The sequence below is a fragment of the Pedobacter ginsengisoli genome (assembly GCF_030244015.1).
Classification (GTDB): domain Bacteria; phylum Bacteroidota; class Bacteroidia; order Sphingobacteriales; family Sphingobacteriaceae; genus Pedobacter; species Pedobacter ginsengisoli.
In genome coordinates, this window is record NZ_JASSYX010000004.1 from 156707 (window position 1) to 175609 (window position 18903).

Consider the following 18903-nt stretch of genomic DNA (forward strand, 5'->3'; position numbering starts at 1 on the left):
ATGCAATATTTACATAAGCAAAACAAAAAAACTTTAATAACTCATTTTATAAAAACCAAAACCAGTACCGGAGGTTATTTTACTATGAAGAAGCATATTTTAATTACCGGCGCTACCGGCCTGATTGGTAAAAAGCTGATCCATGCATTGCAGGAAAAGGGGCATACTATTTCTGTTCTTGCCAGGAAACGCGGTAAAATTAAGAATGTTACCGTTCATTTATGGAACGTATACAAGCATCAGATTGATCCTTCATGCATCCAGGGGGTGGATACGGTTATACACCTTGCCGGTGAGGGCATTGCGGAAAAGAAATGGACCAAAGAGCGTAAACAAAAGATCATTGACAGCCGTGTCATATCAGCGCAGCTGATTTACAAACTTATAAAAGATGCCAACGCGCCTGTGAGAACCTTCATTTCAGCGTCAGCCGTCGGTTACTACGGTGATTGCGGTGATGAAATCCTGACTGAAAGCTCATCCAATGGTTATGGATTTCTGGCCGAATGCTGCAAACTATGGGAAGATGCAGCAAACAAAGGAAAATCTCTTGGCATGAGGGTCGTTAAATTCAGGATCGGCTTTATTATGGCCAGGGGAGAAGGGGCATTGGCAGCATTTGATAAACCGATTCGCTTTTTTGCGGGCGCTCCTCTGGGCAGCGGAAGGCAATGGATTCCATGGGCGCACGTCGATGACATCGTATCCATGTTTGCAGCGGCCGTTGACGAACCATCAATTAGTGGAGTTTATAATGCCTGTGCTCCATTTCCGATAACCAATGAAACCCTGACCAGAGCAGTAGCTAAAGCATTGCACCGGCCGGTATGGCCCATCCATGTACCCGAAAAAGTATTAGAGATGATCCTGGGTCAAATGAGCAATGTGGTGCTCATCAGCAACAATACTTCAGCGCAGAAATTGCTGGATGAAGGTTTTAAATTTAAATATACCCATTTGGAAGATGCTTTGGCAGACATTTATAGTAAATGAAAAATGAAGATTAAGGAGTTACATCTAAGATTTCTACATCAAAATCCAGACAGGCATTTCTGGAAATTCTTAGATTACCATTTTCATCGAGGACACCATTAGCCCCATAACCAAGCGCAGAAGGAAAGATCAGTCTGATCCTGGTGCCCTTTTTATATTTCTTCAGCAAGCCCCATCCCGGCAGCAGGTATCCGAGTTCATTCTTAAATGTTCCGTCAGTAGAGGAGTCAAACACTGTTCCGTCCAGATACCGGCCCGTGAAATTAGCCGTTATTGTAGCGGTATTTGTGATTGGCACTTCACCCGTACCTTCCTGCGTCAGAATGTAATAAACCCCTGTTTCAGGATCTTTTAGCGGAGTCAGTTTTTGATTGGCCACAAACTTAGCAATCTGTTTCTCATCAAGCGCTGACTGGCTCTCTGCATAAGTGGTCACGGCAACCTCCAGAATTTCATTAGGCGGGATATTCAGACTCGCATTTCCATTTTTACCAAAGCCCAGGGAGGAAGGAAGAATAATCCTGAAGCTGCTACCCGCCTTCACCTGGTTCAGTACGGGTACAATTCCTTTTACATTAATTCCTAAAACCTGGCTCGAATAACCCACAAAGGTCCCAAGATTCAAAAAATCTGGCGAAGCAAAATAAACCTGACCGGTCAGTAAGGACTTGATCGAATAATTATAACGAACTGAATCGGTATTTGTATAAACATTTCCCATTCCGGCATTAAGCACCTGGTAATAATACCCCGTACCTTCCGGGTCTTTAACGGCGTTAATGTTATTCTTTTTCAGATACTCTTCAATCTTTGCACCATCAATATTTTCTGCAGTCTCATATTCCTTTTCACACGAACTCAATATGACTGTCAGGGCCATTAGCATAAGGGTATATGAGGATATCTTTTTTAACATATTTATTTATTTTCCTTTTAAAATATTCTTTTCTTTTTTATAACATTTCTTATTCTGACCAAAAAATCCAGGGGCGAATTAGCAGGTATGATCCCGACTGCCACGTTCCTGTAAGCCAAAGGCGAAGGCACCAGCAAACGGATCTGTCCACCTTCCCTGATCAAAGGAAGCCCGGATTGCCATCCCGGTATACCCTTTTCAAGCGCAAACTTATAAACCGAACCGCCGTCAACCCGGCTCACTACAGTATCTCTCAGCAATCTGCATACATATTCCACTTCAAGCGTATCTGTCAGTTCAATTGCATTGGCTCCGTCTCCGACGGTATCAATATGATAAAACAACCCGCTTTCATGTTTGGTAAGCTCAATACCATTTGCATTCCCCCAAAGCTTAATGCTGTCTTCTTCGATTGCAAAACGTTCCGCAGGATCATAGACTTCAGGTTTTTCACAAGCGGCAAACGCACCGATCAGGAAAATTAACCCGGGTAAAAGTCTATTTTTTAACATAATGGACAAAAGTAGTCTTTTATTAGAGATGGCGCAATTTTTAACCAATTTTAACAATTCCTACCGCAAATAAAAACGCCCGCATTAAAATACGGGCGCCCAGTTTAGTTATGAATTATTAATTAAAAGCAGTATCTGTTGGCCGCTATCAATTGCTGCGCCACCTTCTGCCTGACCTCTTTTACATTAAAAGGTTCAGATTTTGTAAACCTTTTCAATCCCACCATCATCATTCTTAGTTCATCGCCTTCTGCAAAAGCCCATAATGCTTCCTTCCCTGCTTTCTGCACGGCATCCAGGGTCTCTACAAAATAGATCCGCATCAGGTTCAATTGTCCTTCACAGGCTTCAGCTCCTTTCAGGCTTACCAATTTTTCTGTTCTTAGCATAGCCGATTCTGCCACATAAACATAGCTGGCCATATCTGCGATATTCATGAGGATCTCCTGCTCTTTTGACAAGCTCATCATCAGTTTCTGTACCGCAGCCCCTGCCACCATCAGCGTTGCCTTTTTCAGATTTTTGATGATCTTCTTTTCTGCTGCAAACAGCGTATCATCTTCCTCGCCAAAGTCCGGGATGGACATCAGTTCAGCAGCCACAGCTGTCGCAGGTGTCATCAGGTCCAGTTCCCCTTTCATCGCCCGCTTCAGCATCATATCTACAGTCAGCAATCTGTTGATCTCGTTAGTCCCTTCAAATATCCTGTTGATCCTGGCATCACGATAAGCCCTGTCCATCGGCGCTTCGGCAGAAAAGCCCATACCACCGTAAATCTGAACCCCCTCATCTACCACATAATCCAGCACTTCGGAGCCCCAGACCTTCAAAATGGCACATTCCACAGCAAACTGTTCAGTTGACTTCAATTTTGCTTTTCCTTCATCCATTCCTCCGGCTACCAGCGTATCATAAGCATCATCTATATTTTGTCCGGCACGGTAGTTGGCAGATTCAACTGCATATACCTTCGATGCCATTTCAGCAAGTTTATAACGTATAGCCCCATATTTCGAGATTGGCCTGTCAAACTGGATGCGTTCGTTTGAATAATTAATGGCCGTATCAATTACCGATTTAGACGCACCGATAGCAGCAGCAGCTAATTTTATCCGGCCAATATTTAAAATATTTACAGCGATCTTGAAACCGTTTTGTCTTTCAGACAGCATGTTCTCCACCGGCACCGGGCAGTCATTAAAAAACACCTGCCTGGTTGATGAGCCCTTGATGCCCATCTTATGCTCTTCCGGATTCATGGTAATGCCACCAAATTCACGTTCTACGATAAAGGCCGTTAAATTGGCATCATCATCTATTTTGGCAAACACAATAAAAACATCTGCAAAACCACCATTAGTGATCCACATTTTCTGACCATTGATCAAATAATGCTTTCCATCCTCAGTGAGCTTTGCCTTGGTTTTGCCTGAATTGGCATCAGAACCCGAATTGGGTTCGGTCAGGCAATAAGCTGCCTTCCATTCACCTGTGGCCAGTTTAGGAATGTATTTATCTTTTTGATCCTTATTTCCATAATAAAGGATCGGTAAAGTACCAATACCTGTATGGGCAGAAAGCGCAACAGCAAAAGAGTGTCCGGCACCGATCACATCAGCGACCAGCATTGAAGTATTAAAATTTTTGCCAAAACCGCCGTATTCTTCGGGAATAGATACACCCAGAATTCCGAGTTCGCCTGCTTTATCCATCAAAGCAGGCATTAGCCCCTCCTCCTGGGCATCGATCCTGTCCAGATTGGGATAAACCTCCGCAGCCAAAAAATCACGGCAGGTCTGAGCAATCATATTTTGTTCCTCATCAAATTCTTCCGGAATGAATACATCCTGATAAGCTGTTTCTGTGATTAAAAACTCCCCACCCTTAATTGCCTTTTTATCTGTAGTTTCCATAGTCTCTGGTATAAATTTTACGGCAGCTGATAGCTACCAATTAAAGCATTTCAAAAATTCCGGCCGCACCCTGTCCGGTACCCACACACATTGTTACCATCCCGTATCTCTGTCCCCTTCTTTTTAATTCGTTAAATAACTGTACTGATAATTTAGCGCCTGTACAGCCCAATGGATGACCTAATGCTATCGCTCCTCCGTTTACGTTCAACTTATCAGTATCCAGGCCCAAAGTGCGAATGATGGCCAGAGATTGCGAAGCAAAAGCCTCATTAAGTTCTATCAGGTTCAACTGATCCAACGTCATCCCGGCCATTTTCAGGGCCTTGGGTATTGCTTCGATTGGACCAATCCCCATGATTCGCGGAGGCACACCAGCTACACCATAGCTGACCAATCTCGCGATAGGGTTCACACCCAGCTCTTTCATTTTCTTTTCAGACACCACCAGCACAAAAGCCGCACCATCAGAAGTCTGAGAAGAATTGCCTGCGGTCACACAGCCATCAGCCGCAAATACAGGTTTCAGCTTGGCCAGCTTATCCAAAGTAGTGTCTGCTCTTGGACCTTCATCCGTATCCACCACATAAGTCCTGCTCTGTTTTTTCATGGCCGGATCCAGGTAGTTCTCCGTTACGGTAATGGGCAATACACCAGCCTTCAAATGGCCGTTTTTAATCGCCTCCACCGCTTTCATATTGGACCGATAAGCAAACGCATCCTGGTCTTCACGGCTTACCTGATATTCCCTGGCTACTGCTTCCGCTGTCAACCCCATTCCCCAGTACCAGTCCGGGTTATTTTTGGCAACATCAGGATTGGGTACTATTTTCCAGCCGCCAAAAGGCATACCGGACATCACTTCCACCCCACCTGCCACAATACAATCGGCCATTCCGCTTTTGATCTTGGCCACGGCAGTCGCGATGGTTTCCAGACCAGAGGCACAATACCTGTTAACCGTCACCCCGGGCACTTTATCGGTATCCAATCCCATCAATGAGATCATACGGCCAATATTCAAACCCTGCTCCGCTTCAGGAGTGGCATTGCCTACGATCACATCGTCAATCTCCTCCTTATTCAGATTAGGCACTGAGGCTACCAAATGCCTGATGACTTCCGCAGCCAGGTCATCCGCCCTCGTAAAACGAAATACACCACGGGGGGCTTTGCCTACCGCAGTACGATATCCTGCTATAATATATGCTTCCTGCATGTCAGTATCTTTTTATTAGCTATTAATTCCTTAAAGGTTTCCCTTTGGTCACAATACTCTGTATACGCTCCAGGGTCTTGCGCTCACCGCACAATGACAAGAACGCCTCCCTTTCCAGGTCAAGTAAATATTGCTCTGTTACTTCAGTTGGTGAAGACAAATCACCGCCACACATTACCCAGCCAAGTTTTTCAGAGATCTTTTTATCATGCTCAGAGATATAGTTTCCCGAATACATGGTATTCGCTCCGGCGTATACGATACCCAGGCCCTGCTTGCCCAGTACCTTAATGTCCTTTCTTTGTACCGGGCGGGTATAACCCCCATCAGCCAGCTCTATCGCCTTAGCTTTCGCATCGGCGATCAGCCTGCTCCTGTTCATTGTAATAGAATACTTATCTTTTTGCAGATAACCCAGTTCAAAGGCCTCCGCAGCAGAGGTAGAAACTTTAGCCATCCCTATGGTCAGGAAGCGGTCTTTAAGTACCTGCTGAACGATCTGATCATCTCTATACTCATCAGAAGCACGCAACGCAAATTCCTTGGTACCCCCACCACCGGGGATTACACCCACACCGAACTCAACCAGCCCCATATAAGTTTCCGCATTCAATTGCACATGATCAGCGTGCAGGCTAAACTCACAGCCACCTCCCAGTGTCAGATTATGTGGTGCCACAACAACCGGAATGGAAGAATACCTGATCCGCATACTCGTATTCTGAAACAACCTTATAGCCATGTTCAGTTCTTCCCATTCCTGTTCCACCGCCATCATAAAGATCATGCCCACATTGGCACCAGCACTAAAATTAGCTCCATCATTCCCAATCACTACTCCCCGGTAATCTTTTTCCGCCATGTCAATGGCTTTATTGATCGCCTGCAAAGTATCACCCCCAATGGTATTCATTTTAGAATGAAACTCCACATTGATGATTCCATCGCCCAGATCAATGATAGAAGCTCCGGAATTTTTCCAAATCAGTTTGTTGGCCCTCAGGTTGTCAAGGATGACAAACTCCTCAGTACCAGGTACCGCTTTATAACTTTTAGAAGGAATGTCATAATATTTTCGAATGCCATCTTCCACTTTGTAAAAAGATGAATTTCCTGCAGCAAGCATTTCATGGACCCAGCCAGCAGCCTCATGTCCATATTTATTCATACCTTCCACGGCTTCTGCTATCCCAACAGCATCCCAAACTTCAAACGGACCGAGATCCCAGCCAAAGCCTGCACGCATCGCATCGTCAATGCGGTACAGTTCATCTGCTATTTCCGGAATACGGTCAGACACATATTCAAACAGACCAAAAAAAGAGGCCCTGAACAGCTCTGCTGCCTTATCCTTACCTGTTGCAAATACCTTCATCCGCTCCCTTACATTATCGATGGATTTGGTCAGGTCCAGTGTAGCAGATTTTACTTTGACCTGAGGCCTGTATTCCAGGGTTTTCAAATCCAGCGCGAGTATCTCTGTCTTCCCATCTGCCGTTTTGGTCTTTTTATAGAATCCCTGGCCTGTTTTATCACCCAGCCATTTATTGGCATCCATTTTCTCCACATATACGGGAAGCCTAAACAAATCATGCGCTTTGTCATCCGGGCAATTGTCATAAAGTCCCTTAGCCACCTTAATCATCGTATCCAGCCCTACCACATCAGTCGTACGGAAGGTCGCGGACTTGGGCCTACCCAGTGCCGGACCGGTAAATTTATCTACCTCCTCCACCGTAAGGTCCATTTTTTCTACCAGATGCAACAATGCCATAATGGAATATACACCGACCCTGTTGGCAATAAAGGCGGGTGTATCCTTACACAAAACAGTAGTTTTCCCTAAAAACTTATCCCCGTAATGCATCAGGAAATCGACCAGCTCGGGTCTGGTATCTGCTGTAGGGATAACTTCCAGCAACCTCAGGTAACGCGGCGGGTTAAAGAAATGCGTGCCGCAGAAATTTGCCTTAAAATCATCACTTCTGCCCTCAGACATCAGGTGAATTGGAATCCCGGAGGTATTAGAAGTAACCAGAGTACCCGGTTTACGGTGTTGTTCCACTTGTTCAAACACTTTTTTCTTGATGTCCAGGTTTTCCACCACAACTTCTATGATCCAGTCATAGCCGCCGATCTTCGCCATGTCATCTTCAAAATTACCGGTACTGATTTTACCCAGCACTTTTTTAGAATACACCGGGGAAGGATTGGTTTTTACAGCGGTTTGCAAAGCGGCGTCAACAATACTGTTCCTTGGGCCCTCTTTGGGCACAATATCCAGCAGCAGCACCTCCACACCTATATTGGCAAAGTGACACGCGATACGGGAGCCCATAATGCCCGAGCCCAACACCGCAACTTTATTTATTTTTTTGTTCCTCATCTTGAATAGGGATTGGATATGCTAAAGTGAGTTTGTTGAGTTTCTGTAAAGTATTGATCAGGTTATTTTTTTCAGGTATGGTCATATTGGCATTCAGATATTCATTGAAAGAAATCACGACCCCTTTGGCCAGGTGTCGCTTTTCCACACCAAACTCCGTCAGGTAAACTTTTACTGAGCGCTTATCGCCCAATGATGCCTCACGGTATATTAACCCCAGTTCTTCCATATTGTTTAACATCCGGGATAAACTGGTAGCCTTTACACCGAGCAGACCCGCAAGTTGTGTCACAGCTGTGCCTTCCTTATCAATATTGATCAGGACATAACCAATTGCCTGGGTTATTCCAAAACCAGAAGCGATCTGGTTATAAGTATTAGCCACATTCTGCCAAACTACCTTCAAAAAATAATCTACTGTTTCCTGCTGTTTCATTTAAATACTATGCTTGCATAACAAAGCTATCGAATTAATAATTAGTTTGCAAGCACAATCATTAAAATTTTATTACGCAAAAAAGCCATTCAAAAATAATTTGAACGGCTTTTTAAACTAAATACTATTTCAGACTGAACTTTGTATGCTTAGATTTTATTCAGGCACTTTGTAATTTTCGGCGTCCGCATAAATCTTTTCAATTAAAGACTTATTTTTCTCCAGGATTACTTTTCTCTTCAGGCTTAGCTTCGGCGTAAGTTCACCTCCGTCTATACTCCAGGGCTTGTCCAGCAATGCAAAGCGCTTCACCTGTTCCCATTTTCCAAAATCCTTACAGGTATTTTTTACGATCTGATCAAACTTGACCAATACTTGTTCATCTTTGGTCATTTCCTGGTCAGTAGTATAATTGATCCCTTTTTTCTGCGCCCATAATTTCAGCGCCGGAAAGTTGGGGACAAACAAGGCTGCAGGAAATTTCCGGTTTTCACCGAGCACCATCACCTGATCCACCAGCGGCGTCTCCTTAAATTTGTTTTCCAGCATTTGTGGAGCTATGTATTTGCCTCCCGCGGTTTTAAAAATTTCCTTTTTCCTGTCAGTAATCTTAAGAAATTTTCCATCGACGAGCTGCCCGATGTCTCCGGTATGGAACCAGCCGTCCTTATCAATGGTTTCAGCAGTCAGGTCATCCCTCAGGTAGTAACCTTTCATGATGTTGTGCCCGCGTGCCAGCACCTCTCCGTCCGCAGCTATTTTAACTTCAACGCCCTCTATTACAGGGCCAACGGTTCCAAACATGGTATTTCCAAAATGATTTACAGTAATCACCGGAGAAGTTTCGGTGAGGCCATATCCTTCAAATACAGGCATACCCGCTGCCCAAAAGATTCTTGCCAGCCTTGGGTTCAATGCAGCCCCTCCCGAAATGATGACCACAACATTGCCCCCAAGTGCTTGCTGCCATTTTTTAAAGATCAGTTTACGGGCAATGCCAAGGTCAAACTTATAAAACCAGCCCTTTTTAAATTCAAATTTCTCTGCAAGGGAAACCGCCCAGAAGAACAATCCTCTTTTAATTCCGGTAAGCGCCTTGCCTTTTTCCATAATCTTTTCATAAACCTTTTCGAGCAGGCGCGGCACCGTAGAGAAAACATTAGGTTTTACGTACTGGATATCGGCAACAATGGTATCCATGCTCTCCGCATAATATACAGCAACGTCGCAGTACATATAGAGGTAAACTACCATGCGTTCAAAAATATGTGACAAGGGCAGAAAACTCAGTCCCTTTTTGATTCCTTCAGGCAACAATACCGCCGAGTTTTCAAAATTCCTGACCAGGTTATCGTGAGTCAGCATCACTCCTTTAGGTGTGCCTGTTGTACCTGAGGTATAGATTAAAGTCAAAATATCATCCGGCTTTACCTGCGTCCTGTAACTGTCCAGGTCCACCGTCAGACCTTTTCCGGCTTTTAACAGTTCCTCCCAGTGCGGTATATCCTTTGTCTGGCTGAATGAATAGATTTTAATGTCGCGTTTTAGCTCCTCACAAACCGGTTTTACTTTGGCATATATCGCTTCATCATCCACAAAGATCAGGTTGACTTCCGCGTTTTCTAAAATGAACTTAATGTCATGTTCGGCAAGGGTGGGATAAAGCGGCACCTGATAGGCTCCCAATTGCATGATCGCAAAATCAGTAATGTTCCATTCCGGCTTGTTGTGAGACATTACCGCCACCCTGGAACCTTTGGCAACACCAATACTGGTCAGTCCGCGACTCAAATCGTCTACAATACGACAAAAATCTGCGGTACTATACTTTTTCCACTCACCGTTTACTTTACCACTGATAAATTCTTCTTTCGGAAAACGCTCTAAATTGTACTTGAGCAGATCGAATACCCTTGTTATCGTCTCGGCCATAACATCATTTTATTAGAATTTGATTCAATAATGAATGTAAGCAATATAAGAAAAAACACCCATATTCATAGCCGCACTTACCTTAGATTCCATTGTTTCCGTTACCGCCGTACGCAATTTTGACTGTTCTGGCTGCTGCCTAGGTTAAAGTTCCCTGTCAGATAGGTGTGCAGACCTGCCAGACACCTAACTGACACCTAGTTGATACCTAACTGACACCTGGTTCTCCTTAGCCGTAGTTGAGTTTTTTTAGAGTTTGTATTATATTTTAGTTTTTCTATTGATAAATCAAATGTAACGCAGCTAAGATTATTGCTGTGTATGATGTGCGCAATACAGCCTGCATGCGTTTATATACTTCAAAAGACATTCCATGCGTTTCATTTGACTAAATTATAACACAATGACGCGGAAAATCAGTGACAACTGCTATCGGCACAATAGTTGCTGAGAATCGCTTATCTATAAAAAATTAAACAAATACATATGATTATGAAAAAATTACTCTTTACGCTAATTGGTTGCACAGGCTTGTTTTTGTTCACAAATACAGCTCAGGCTCAAAACTATAAAACCGCATTGGGTATGCGCATCGATGCCGGCGACGGATCAACAGGTGTCGGCTTCAATGTAAAGCACTTTTTTTCCAGCAATGGTGCGGTAGATGCCAACCTGATCTTTTTTGACGGTAATGTTGTGGGACTTGGAGCAGAGTTTCAATACAACGACAGGATTACCGGGGCTAAAGGTCTGGACTGGTATGTCGGCATTGGCCCAAACTTCCTGTTTGGAAAACATTCAACAGCAGTACAATTGAGACCGACTGCAGGTCTGGATTTTAAGGTTCCGGGCGCACCACTTGATTTTGCGTTTGACTGGCGCCCAATGTTCACCTTAAATCAGGGAACAGAATTTACCGCAGCCAGATTTGGTATATCACTGCGCTACGCATTTTAGAAATAATTGACATCATCAATTATCGCTATTGAAACGACAAAGGCCCTGGTAATACCAGGGCCTTTGTCGTTTCTGTTTCTGTACGCACGTCCTGTTTCCCCCAAAAATCGCTCAGGCTGAAAAGAGATAAGCATACGGCTATTTTCGCAACCATTTCGCCCTGACGGCAGCTTTCCCCGCGCTTGCATCCGCATCAATAGTCGCCTCCAGCTTCACATTAGGATTTGTTTTTAGTTTCACAGTAATCGTTTTTATTAACCCGTCTCTTCTTATCGTAAACACCACATCATCGCCTGCTTTTTTGCCTGTGATTGCTGGCATCTTATCTATAGCGGCTTCCACCGGAACTCCGTCAACATACAAAACCTCATCGTTGAAATTTAGACCGCTGGTCCAGGCTGCACTGCCACGGACAACGGCGGAGATGATGATACTGGCCTCGATTTTTTTGGAGGCTGCACCGAGATAAGGTGTCTTATTTCCATCAAACAAATCTTTAACACTGATACCCGCATAACCCAGGTATTTTTTGTATTCGATCGGATCAGTTCCATTTACATATTTCCTCCAAAAATCAGTAAAGCTGATTCCGCTGATCTTTTCTGCCATGGCTTTAAATTCAGCATCGGTATAACCTCTGCCCTTTTTCTTATAATATTCATGGTACATTGCACTCATGACATCATCAAGATTCTTACCCCCTTTAGTCGCATTGGAGATCTCAAGGTCCATAAGTAGTCCAATAACCTCCCCTTTATTGTAATAAGAAATGGTTGAGTTGCCGGAATTCTCATTGGGCCTGTAGTACTTGATCCAGGCATCATAACTGGCCTCAGCCGCCGACTGCACTTTGGCGCCTTGTGTATTCATGACCACAGAAACCGCGTCGGCAAGCGCCTGGACAGTTTCCTGTTCGCCAAAGAAACCTGCTCTCAGCATCAGTTTATGCTCAAAATAAGCGGTAAAGCCTTCAGCAACCCAAAGGTTTGTCGTGTAATTTTCATTGTCATAGTCAAAAGGCCCTAGGGCAAAAGGACGCAAGCGCTTCACATTCCACAGGTGATGATACTCGTGGGCGACCAGGGCCAAAAAGCCTTTATATTTCTTTTCATCGGTATAGGCATCGCGTGTAGCGCCTAAAACTGTAGAATTCAAATGTTCCAGACCGCCGCCCGACAAATAGAAATTGTGTACAATGAACGTATAATGCTTATTTGGATTCTCACCGTAAATAGCCGTAGCTTCTTCCACTATTTTAGCCATATCAACCTTTAGACGCTCCTTATCATAATTGCCTCCGCCATACATGGCCACTTCGTGTTTTATGCCAGAAGCGGTAAATTCAAATATGTCCTGGTTGCCTACTTCAAGCGGGCTGTCGTATAAGATGTCGAAGTTCGGTGCTGTGTATGTAAACGCTTCGCCGGATAGCGGCTCCAGTCCTGTAGACACCTTTTCCCATCCTGCAAATGGCTTGATCTTTACTGTACTCGGCAAATTTATCATCCCATCGGGATACATAAATATACTTGCGCTGGATAAGAATGCATGGGTATCGTCTATAAACGCAGTACGGACGGACGGCTCATTGGCATATACTCTATACTGAACTGCAAATGTTTTTGCTTTGCCAGTGTAGACTCGCCATGTGTTCTTCCTTACTTTCTCAAATTTAAGGGACTTGCCCCCTGTGTTTGCCTTAAATCCTTCCACGTTTTTAGCGAATTCACGTACCAGGTATGATCCCGGTGTCCATACTGGCATCTTCAGATCAACATACTCCTTGTTCAATCCGGAGATGTTCATCTCTACTTCTGCATAATGTGCCTGAGGCTCAATAAAGCTCACCTCAAATTGTATCTTTATTTGGGATTTGCTTGTCATACTCATAGCTAATAAAATTAATAAACCTGCTAACGATCCTTTCATGTCACAAACTTAGAAATAATTTTATTGATCTTATGCCCTCTGAAAAACCGCGCGGGGTAAAGTTTGGATTTATGTAACTTTAAGCATGAAGTTGGCAATTCAGGCTGTAACATCCTTAATACAAGCAATTGCAGGCGGCATATTTGAATATTTTTGCATTCAGCTAACGAGGACATACCAGATATGAAGTTAAGATATATCATTTACGCCGTCATTATTTTAGGGCTTGCTTATTTAATTTATTACAGGATTTCTGCAAATAAAAAAATAGAGGGCCAGGGTGGCGGTAAGGCTCCCGCAGGTAGCAAAGCAGGGGCGCCAGCTATGCAGGTCGAAGGAATTGTTGTCACTCCAACCAAGTTCAACAATGATCTGGAGATCTCGGGAAGTATAGAACCTAATGAATCCGTGGCGCTGCAAAGCGAGGTAGCAGGTTTGGTAACGGGCATTTATTTTAAAGAAGGGAGTAATGTGGCTAAAGGCACATTACTAGTCAAGATCAACGACCGAGACATACAGGCGCAGTTGCTGGAAGCGCAGACCAGACAAAAACTTTCAGCAGCAAATGAAGGCCGCGCCAAACAGTTGCTGGCCAAAGGCGCAATAAGTCAGGAAGAATACGATACGGCTGTTGCTGATCTGGAATCGCTGAAGGCCCAGGTTCAACTGATCCGTGCTCAGCTGGCCCGTACCGTTATTTATGCTCCTTTTAGTGGCAGGATCGGGCTTCGAAACATCTCCACAGGCGAATACCTTACGCCTTCAAAGGTAATTGCCAATTTGTTGAGTACAAATCCGATAAAGATTAATTTTTCCATTCCGGAAAAATATGCCTCACAAATTAAGCTGGATTCGGAAATTAATTTTACTGCCGGGGGATCTGCCAGGTCTTATAAAGGCAAAGTTTTTGCAATTGAGCCGGGTATAAATGCACAGACCAGAACACTGAATATCAAAGCGCTGGCACAAAATCCGAACAATGAACTGTTGCCCGGGTCTTTCGCTAAGATCAAGCTGGCTTTAAGTACCATGGATGATGCGATACTGATACCCAATGAGGCGGTAATCCCTGTACTGAAAGGAAAAACGGTATTTATAAGCGAGAATGGCAAGGCAAAACAAGTGGAAGTAACTGCAGGTACGAGGACGAGTAAGGACATTGTGATTACTTCGGGGTTAAATACAGGAGACACTGTTCTGACCACTGGTGCTATGTCCTTAAAACCTGATGCCCCTGTAAAAGTAAAACTGATTAAAAGATGAGTATATCAACGATTAGCATAAAACGGCCGGTTCTGGCTATTGTCATGAACCTGATGCTGCTTTTATTCGGCGTCATCGGCTACACATTCCTGGGCATCAGGGAATATCCTACTATTGACCCAACGGTTGTCTCTGTCAGGACTTCCTACCCGGGCGCAAATTCTGATATCATTGAATCACAGATTACTGAACCTCTTGAAAAAGTAATCAATAGTATAGATGGTGTGCGGAACATTTCTTCATCAAGCAATCAGGGCAGCAGCAATATTACTATAGAATTCAACTTGAACAAGGATATCGAGGCGGCGGCAAATGATGTGCGCGATAAAGTGTCCCAGGCGGCAAGGAGTTTACCTAAAGATATTGACGGTACTCCTGTGGTCAGTAAGGCAGATGCTAATGATGATCCCATCATCGCAATGACGGTACGAAGTGATGAACGCAACCAACTTGAACTGAGTGATTATGCTGAAAATGTTATCGCCGAGCGCGTGCAGACGATTCCGGGTGTGAGTGGTGTAAGGATCTGGGGCCAGAAGAAGTTTGCCATGCGCCTTTGGATCAATCCCAATAAGCTTGCGGCTTATGGATTAACCTCGCAAGATGTAGTGACAGCACTGGATAAGGAGAATGTTGAACTTCCGTCGGGAAAGATCACAGGTGCAAACACAGAACTGACGGTAAAGACGTTAGGAAAGCTGACCAATGAGGAGGAGTTCAACAACCTCATCATCAAAAGCGACAGCAACAGCGTCGTAAAATTCCAGGACATAGGTTCTGCGGTACTCGGCCCCGAAAATGAGGAGACAATATTGAGGGAGTCGGGTAAGCCAATGGTAGCTGTAGTCCTGCAACCGCAGCCGGGGGCCAATTACCTTGACATCGCAAAGGAGTTTTACAAGCGCTATGATGAGCTGAAGGAGAATGTTCCCAGGGATATTAAACTGGACATCTCAATGGACAATACCTTGTTTATCAAGCGTTCTGTTACGGAGGTGGCGGAAACTATCATCATTGCGCTGGTATTGGTTATTCTGATCATTTATCTATTTTTCAGGGACTGGGCCATTGCCATCAGGCCGTTGATCGACATTCCTGTTTCGCTGGTATTTACTTTCTTTATCATGTACATTTGCGGCTTTTCCATCAATGTCCTCACGCTACTGGCTATTGTGCTGGCCACTGGATTGGTAGTAGATGACGGTATCGTCGTGACAGAGAATATATTTAAAAAAGTGGAGGAAGGTTTGTCCCCGTTTGAGGCTGCGATCAAAGGGTCTGACGAAATATTTTTTGCGGTAATCTCTATTTCAGTGACATTGGCTGCAGTATTTCTGCCGGTCGTATTTCTGGAGGGATTTGTAGGGCGGCTGTTCCGGGAGTTTGGCATCGTGATCGGTTCAGCGGTTCTGATATCGGCGTTTGTATCGCTCACATTGACGCCAATGCTCAATGCATATTTGATGAAGAAGACGGGATCCAGGAAATCTAAATTTTATACCCTGACCGAGCCTTACTTTGTAAAACTGAATGACAGCTATGCTGCCAACCTCAACAAATTTCTTAAAAGAAGATGGCTGGCAGCACCTATTATACTGGTATGTATCGGCCTGATCGTGCTTTTCTGGAAATTGCTGCCTAAAGAGACGGCACCTTATGATGACCGGAGTGCGGTAAATGTGAATGTGTCTACACCAGAAGGCGCTTCCTATGAATATACTGACCGCTTCATTTTGAAGCTTACTGATATGATCAACGATTCAATTCCGGAAAAAAGGGTCATGCTGACACTTACTGCTCCGGGCTTTGGCGGTGCAGGGTCTACCAATTCAGGTTTCTTGCGTTTGGGCCTCACAGATCCGGCAGATCGTGAAAAGACACAGCAAGAAGTCGCGGCGGATATTACCAAAATCACCAAAAAATATTCAGAGGGAAAAACTGTGGTCACGCAGCAGCCGACCATTTCTGTAGGAAGACGGGGGGGCTTGCCCATAAGTTATATTATCCAGGCTCAAAACTTTGAGAAATTAAGAGAAAAAGTGCCTCTGTTTATGGACGAAGTTAGTAAGAGTCCTGTATTTAGCATGGCCGATGTGAACCTGAAGTTTAACAAACCGGAGATCAACCTGACTATAGACCGTGAAAAAGCAAAAAACCTGGGGCTTTCAGTGGTTGATGTCGCACAGGCCCTGCAGCTTGGATTGAGCGGGCAGCGATTTTCTTATTTCTTTATGAACGGAAAACAATACCAGGTTATTGGACAATTTGACCGTGGTGACCGTAAGGATCCGCTGGACCTGAGTTCGGTTTATGTACGCAACAACAAGGGCGAATTGATACAACTTGATAACCTGATCACGGCAAAGGAAGAAAGCAGTCCACCTCAATTGTACCGGAACAACAGGTTTATTGCCGCTACGGTCTCTGCCGGCCTGGCACCAGGCAAAAGCATTGGTGACGGAATTGGAGAAATGGACAGGATCAGGGATAAGGTACTGGACCATACATTTTCTACAGATCTAAGCGGAGAATCAAGGGACTTTCAGGAAAGTTCGTCAAATACAATGTTCGCGTTTGGCCTGGCCTTGTTACTTGTTTATCTGATACTTTCTGCTCAGTTTGAAAGCTTCAAAGATCCTATAATTATCATTTTGACTGTACCTATGGCTGTTGCAGGAGCGTTCCTCTCTTTGTGGCTCTTTGGTCAGAGCTGGAATATCTTTAGCCAGATCGGCACCATTATGCTGATCGGGCTGGTCACAAAAAATGGCATTTTGATTGTAGAATTTGCCAATCAGCTTAAGGAAAATGGCAAAAGTGTCCATGAGGCAATCAGGGAAGCCTCCGTATCAAGGTTAAGACCTATCTTAATGACGAGCCTCGCAATTTCAATTGGTGCGCTTCCGATCGCTATGGCACTAGGGGCAGCTGCGAAAAGCCGTATGGGTATGGGTATTGTGATTGTCGGAGGAACGATGTTCTCTCTGATACTGACACTTTTTGTGATTCCAGCCATCTATTCATACTGGTCGAAAGAACATAAAACAAATACGGAACTACAGCGATCTTTAAAGGCTGTACTGGCCGAAGAAAAAGCTTAGATTAGGAATAATGAAGATCATTACTATCATAAAGATTTGCCTGTCGCTCCTGCTGGTGTTTAGCAAATTCCAGCTGGCTGCCCAGGAAAAATTATCGTTGCAGGATGCTGTTGCCACTGCGCTTAAAAATAACTACGACATTAAACTGGTGAACAATGAAGTTCAAATCGCCAAAAATAATGTCAATCCCGGGAATGCCGGTTTGCTGCCGCGTCTGAATGGCAGCTTTGCTGAAGGCGGCAGCCGTCAAAATACCACGCGTACGCAAAGCAATGGTAATCAACAAACGCTGACCGGGGTCAGGAACTCCAATATGAGTTATGGGGTGGATCTGGGCTGGACAATCTTTGACGGGATGCAGATGTTTACCAATTATGAAAGATTAAAGGAGCTGCAGAAACAAGGCGAGGTTAGTGCTAAAGCCACGATCCTGGCCACCATTAGCAGCGTCATTAATGCTTATTATACCGTATTGAAAGAGCAACAACTGGTGACAGCGAGAGACAGTGCCCTCGATATCTCACTGCTTAGGCTGAGGATTGCCAACAATAAACTTTCTATAGGCAGGGGCTCCAGGCTGGATGTAATCACGGCCCAGGTCGATTATAATACGGATACTTCGTCGTACCTGCAAGAAATAAATCTTTTGAAAAATGCGAAAACAAACTTGAACCTGGTCATGGCAAGGGACCTTAATACCGACTTTCAGGTTGATGAGGTTATTGACATCAACACCGGACTCGATTATGCCACGCTGGCAGGGCAAATGGAGCAAATGAACCCGGATCTCCAGAATGCATTCATCAACAAAAAAATAGCAGAATTGAATCTAAAGCAAATTAAAGGTCAGCGATATCCGGTGATCGGTGTAAACGGTGGGTATGAGTATCAGAAAAGCAGCAGTCCTACTGGCTTCAATATTCAGCAGCGGGCAACTGGCTTTACTTATGGAATTACAGCGAGCCTGAATATCTTTAATGGCTTTTTACAGCGCCAGAACGAGCGAAATGCTAAGATCGGGGTCAATTCCTCTGAACTTACTCTTGAAAAGACAAAACAGAATATTAACGCGCAGCTAATTTCGGCTTACCAGAATTATAAGACCAGCCTGGATTTGCTTAAAGTAGAGGGCAATAATGTAGAGATCGCAAAACAAAGCCTGGATATAACACTTACGAAATACAGACTAGGCAGCATAGCTCCTTTAGAGTTCAGAGAAGCGCAAAGAAATGCGATTGACGCCATTTCAAGGCACCTTGAAGCGCAATATCAGGCAAAACTTACAGAAATTAGTTTAAAGGAGCTCAGCGGGACTTTAAATTTCCAATAATTTGCTATTTTTAGCT

14 protein-coding genes are annotated in these 18903 nt (G+C 44.3%); 5 read left to right on the top strand and 9 right to left on the bottom strand.

The window, feature by feature from the left end; translation table 11 throughout:
* The first annotated feature begins 84 nt into the window (after positions 1-84).
* Positions 85-993 carry a TIGR01777 family oxidoreductase gene (locus QEP08_RS17995; protein WP_285060020.1) on the top strand — a complete coding sequence of 303 codons (909 nt, stop codon included), beginning with the start codon at positions 85-87 and terminating at the stop codon, positions 991-993.
* Between the two features lie 10 nt (positions 994-1003).
* On the opposite strand, the gene QEP08_RS18000 is transcribed toward QEP08_RS17995, so the two are convergent.
* From QEP08_RS18000 to QEP08_RS18030, 7 genes are all read right to left on the bottom strand, one after another.
* Positions 1004-1873 (bottom strand): FKBP-type peptidyl-prolyl cis-trans isomerase, encoded by an 870-nt coding sequence (locus QEP08_RS18000; RefSeq protein ID WP_285060021.1) that lies wholly within the window; start codon positions 1871-1873, stop codon positions 1004-1006.
* Positions 1874-1926: 53 nt separating this feature from the next.
* Entirely contained in the window at positions 1927-2421 is a 495-nt protein-coding gene (locus tag QEP08_RS18005; protein ID WP_285060022.1) for an FKBP-type peptidyl-prolyl cis-trans isomerase, read from the bottom strand.
* Between the two features lie 122 nt (positions 2422-2543).
* Positions 2544-4334 (bottom strand): acyl-CoA dehydrogenase FadE, encoded by a 1791-nt coding sequence (locus QEP08_RS18010; RefSeq protein WP_285060023.1) that lies wholly within the window; start codon positions 4332-4334, stop codon positions 2544-2546.
* Positions 4335-4374: 40 nt separating this feature from the next.
* Positions 4375-5553, bottom strand: a complete 1179-nt coding sequence (locus QEP08_RS18015) for an acetyl-CoA C-acyltransferase (RefSeq protein WP_285060024.1) — start codon at positions 5551-5553, stop codon at positions 4375-4377.
* Positions 5554-5575: 22 nt separating this feature from the next.
* Positions 5576-7939, bottom strand: coding sequence for a 3-hydroxyacyl-CoA dehydrogenase/enoyl-CoA hydratase family protein (locus tag QEP08_RS18020; protein WP_285060025.1), 2364 nt, complete (start codon positions 7937-7939; stop codon positions 5576-5578).
* A complete protein-coding gene (locus tag QEP08_RS18025) occupies positions 7917-8375 on the bottom strand; it encodes a MarR family winged helix-turn-helix transcriptional regulator (RefSeq protein WP_285060026.1) in 459 nt (152 codons plus the stop codon). Before QEP08_RS18025 ends, QEP08_RS18020 begins: the two co-directional genes overlap by 23 nt.
* 156 nt (positions 8376-8531) lie before the next feature.
* Positions 8532-10307 carry an AMP-dependent synthetase/ligase gene (locus QEP08_RS18030; RefSeq protein ID WP_285060027.1) on the bottom strand — a complete coding sequence of 592 codons (1776 nt, stop codon included), beginning with the start codon at positions 10305-10307 and terminating at the stop codon, positions 8532-8534.
* A gap of 492 nt (positions 10308-10799) precedes the next feature.
* Between QEP08_RS18030 and QEP08_RS18035 the strand changes: the two genes are divergently transcribed.
* Positions 10800-11264, top strand: a complete 465-nt coding sequence (locus tag QEP08_RS18035) for a hypothetical protein (protein WP_285060028.1) — start codon at positions 10800-10802, stop codon at positions 11262-11264.
* Here QEP08_RS18035 and QEP08_RS18040 read toward each other — a convergent pair.
* Positions 11261-11398 carry a hypothetical protein gene (locus QEP08_RS18040; RefSeq protein ID WP_285060029.1) on the bottom strand — a complete coding sequence of 46 codons (138 nt, stop codon included), beginning with the start codon at positions 11396-11398 and terminating at the stop codon, positions 11261-11263. The genes QEP08_RS18035 and QEP08_RS18040 overlap by 4 nt on opposite strands.
* Positions 11399-11402: 4 nt before the next feature.
* Complete coding sequence (locus tag QEP08_RS18045) at positions 11403-13154, bottom strand: M61 family metallopeptidase (protein ID WP_285060030.1); 1752 nt, start codon at positions 13152-13154, stop codon at positions 11403-11405.
* A 222-nt stretch (positions 13155-13376) separates the two neighbouring features.
* Here QEP08_RS18045 and QEP08_RS18050 point away from each other — a divergent pair, with 222 nt between their 5' ends.
* The 3 genes from QEP08_RS18050 to QEP08_RS18060 are packed head-to-tail and all read left to right on the top strand — an operon-like array spanning position 13377 to position 18887.
* Positions 13377-14456, top strand: coding sequence for an efflux RND transporter periplasmic adaptor subunit (locus QEP08_RS18050; RefSeq protein ID WP_285060031.1), 1080 nt, complete (start codon positions 13377-13379; stop codon positions 14454-14456).
* Entirely contained in the window at positions 14453-17557 is a 3105-nt protein-coding gene (locus QEP08_RS18055; RefSeq protein ID WP_285060032.1) for an efflux RND transporter permease subunit, read from the top strand. Before QEP08_RS18050 ends, QEP08_RS18055 begins: the two co-directional genes overlap by 4 nt.
* Before the next feature lie 10 nt (positions 17558-17567).
* Entirely contained in the window at positions 17568-18887 is a 1320-nt protein-coding gene (locus QEP08_RS18060; RefSeq protein WP_285060033.1) for a TolC family protein, read from the top strand.
* Positions 18888-18903 lie beyond the last annotated feature (16 nt).

Excerpts from the sequence above, each read along its gene's own strand:
- QEP08_RS17995 (WP_285060020.1), top strand. The coding sequence starts at position 85 with ATGAAGAAGCATATTTTAATTACCGGCGCTACCGGCCTGATTGGTAAA.
- QEP08_RS18000 (WP_285060021.1), bottom strand. The coding sequence starts at position 1,873 with ATGGCCCTGACAGTCATATTGAGTTCGTGTGAAAAGGAATATGAGACT.
- QEP08_RS18005 (WP_285060022.1), bottom strand. The coding sequence starts at position 2,421 with ATGTTAAAAAATAGACTTTTACCCGGGTTAATTTTCCTGATCGGTGCG.
- QEP08_RS18010 (WP_285060023.1), bottom strand. The coding sequence starts at position 4,334 with ATGGAAACTACAGATAAAAAGGCAATTAAGGGTGGGGAGTTTTTAATC.
- QEP08_RS18015 (WP_285060024.1), bottom strand. The coding sequence starts at position 5,553 with ATGCAGGAAGCATATATTATAGCAGGATATCGTACTGCGGTAGGCAAA.
- QEP08_RS18020 (WP_285060025.1), bottom strand. The coding sequence starts at position 7,939 with ATGAGGAACAAAAAAATAAATAAAGTTGCGGTGTTGGGCTCGGGCATT.
- QEP08_RS18025 (WP_285060026.1), bottom strand. The coding sequence starts at position 8,375 with ATGAAACAGCAGGAAACAGTAGATTATTTTTTGAAGGTAGTTTGGCAG.
- QEP08_RS18030 (WP_285060027.1), bottom strand. The coding sequence starts at position 10,307 with ATGGCCGAGACGATAACAAGGGTATTCGATCTGCTCAAGTACAATTTA.
- QEP08_RS18035 (WP_285060028.1), top strand. The coding sequence starts at position 10,800 with ATGAAAAAATTACTCTTTACGCTAATTGGTTGCACAGGCTTGTTTTTG.
- QEP08_RS18040 (WP_285060029.1), bottom strand. The coding sequence starts at position 11,398 with ATGCTTATCTCTTTTCAGCCTGAGCGATTTTTGGGGGAAACAGGACGT.
- QEP08_RS18045 (WP_285060030.1), bottom strand. The coding sequence starts at position 13,154 with ATGAGTATGACAAGCAAATCCCAAATAAAGATACAATTTGAGGTGAGC.
- QEP08_RS18050 (WP_285060031.1), top strand. The coding sequence starts at position 13,377 with ATGAAGTTAAGATATATCATTTACGCCGTCATTATTTTAGGGCTTGCT.
- QEP08_RS18055 (WP_285060032.1), top strand. The coding sequence starts at position 14,453 with ATGAGTATATCAACGATTAGCATAAAACGGCCGGTTCTGGCTATTGTC.
- QEP08_RS18060 (WP_285060033.1), top strand. The coding sequence starts at position 17,568 with ATGAAGATCATTACTATCATAAAGATTTGCCTGTCGCTCCTGCTGGTG.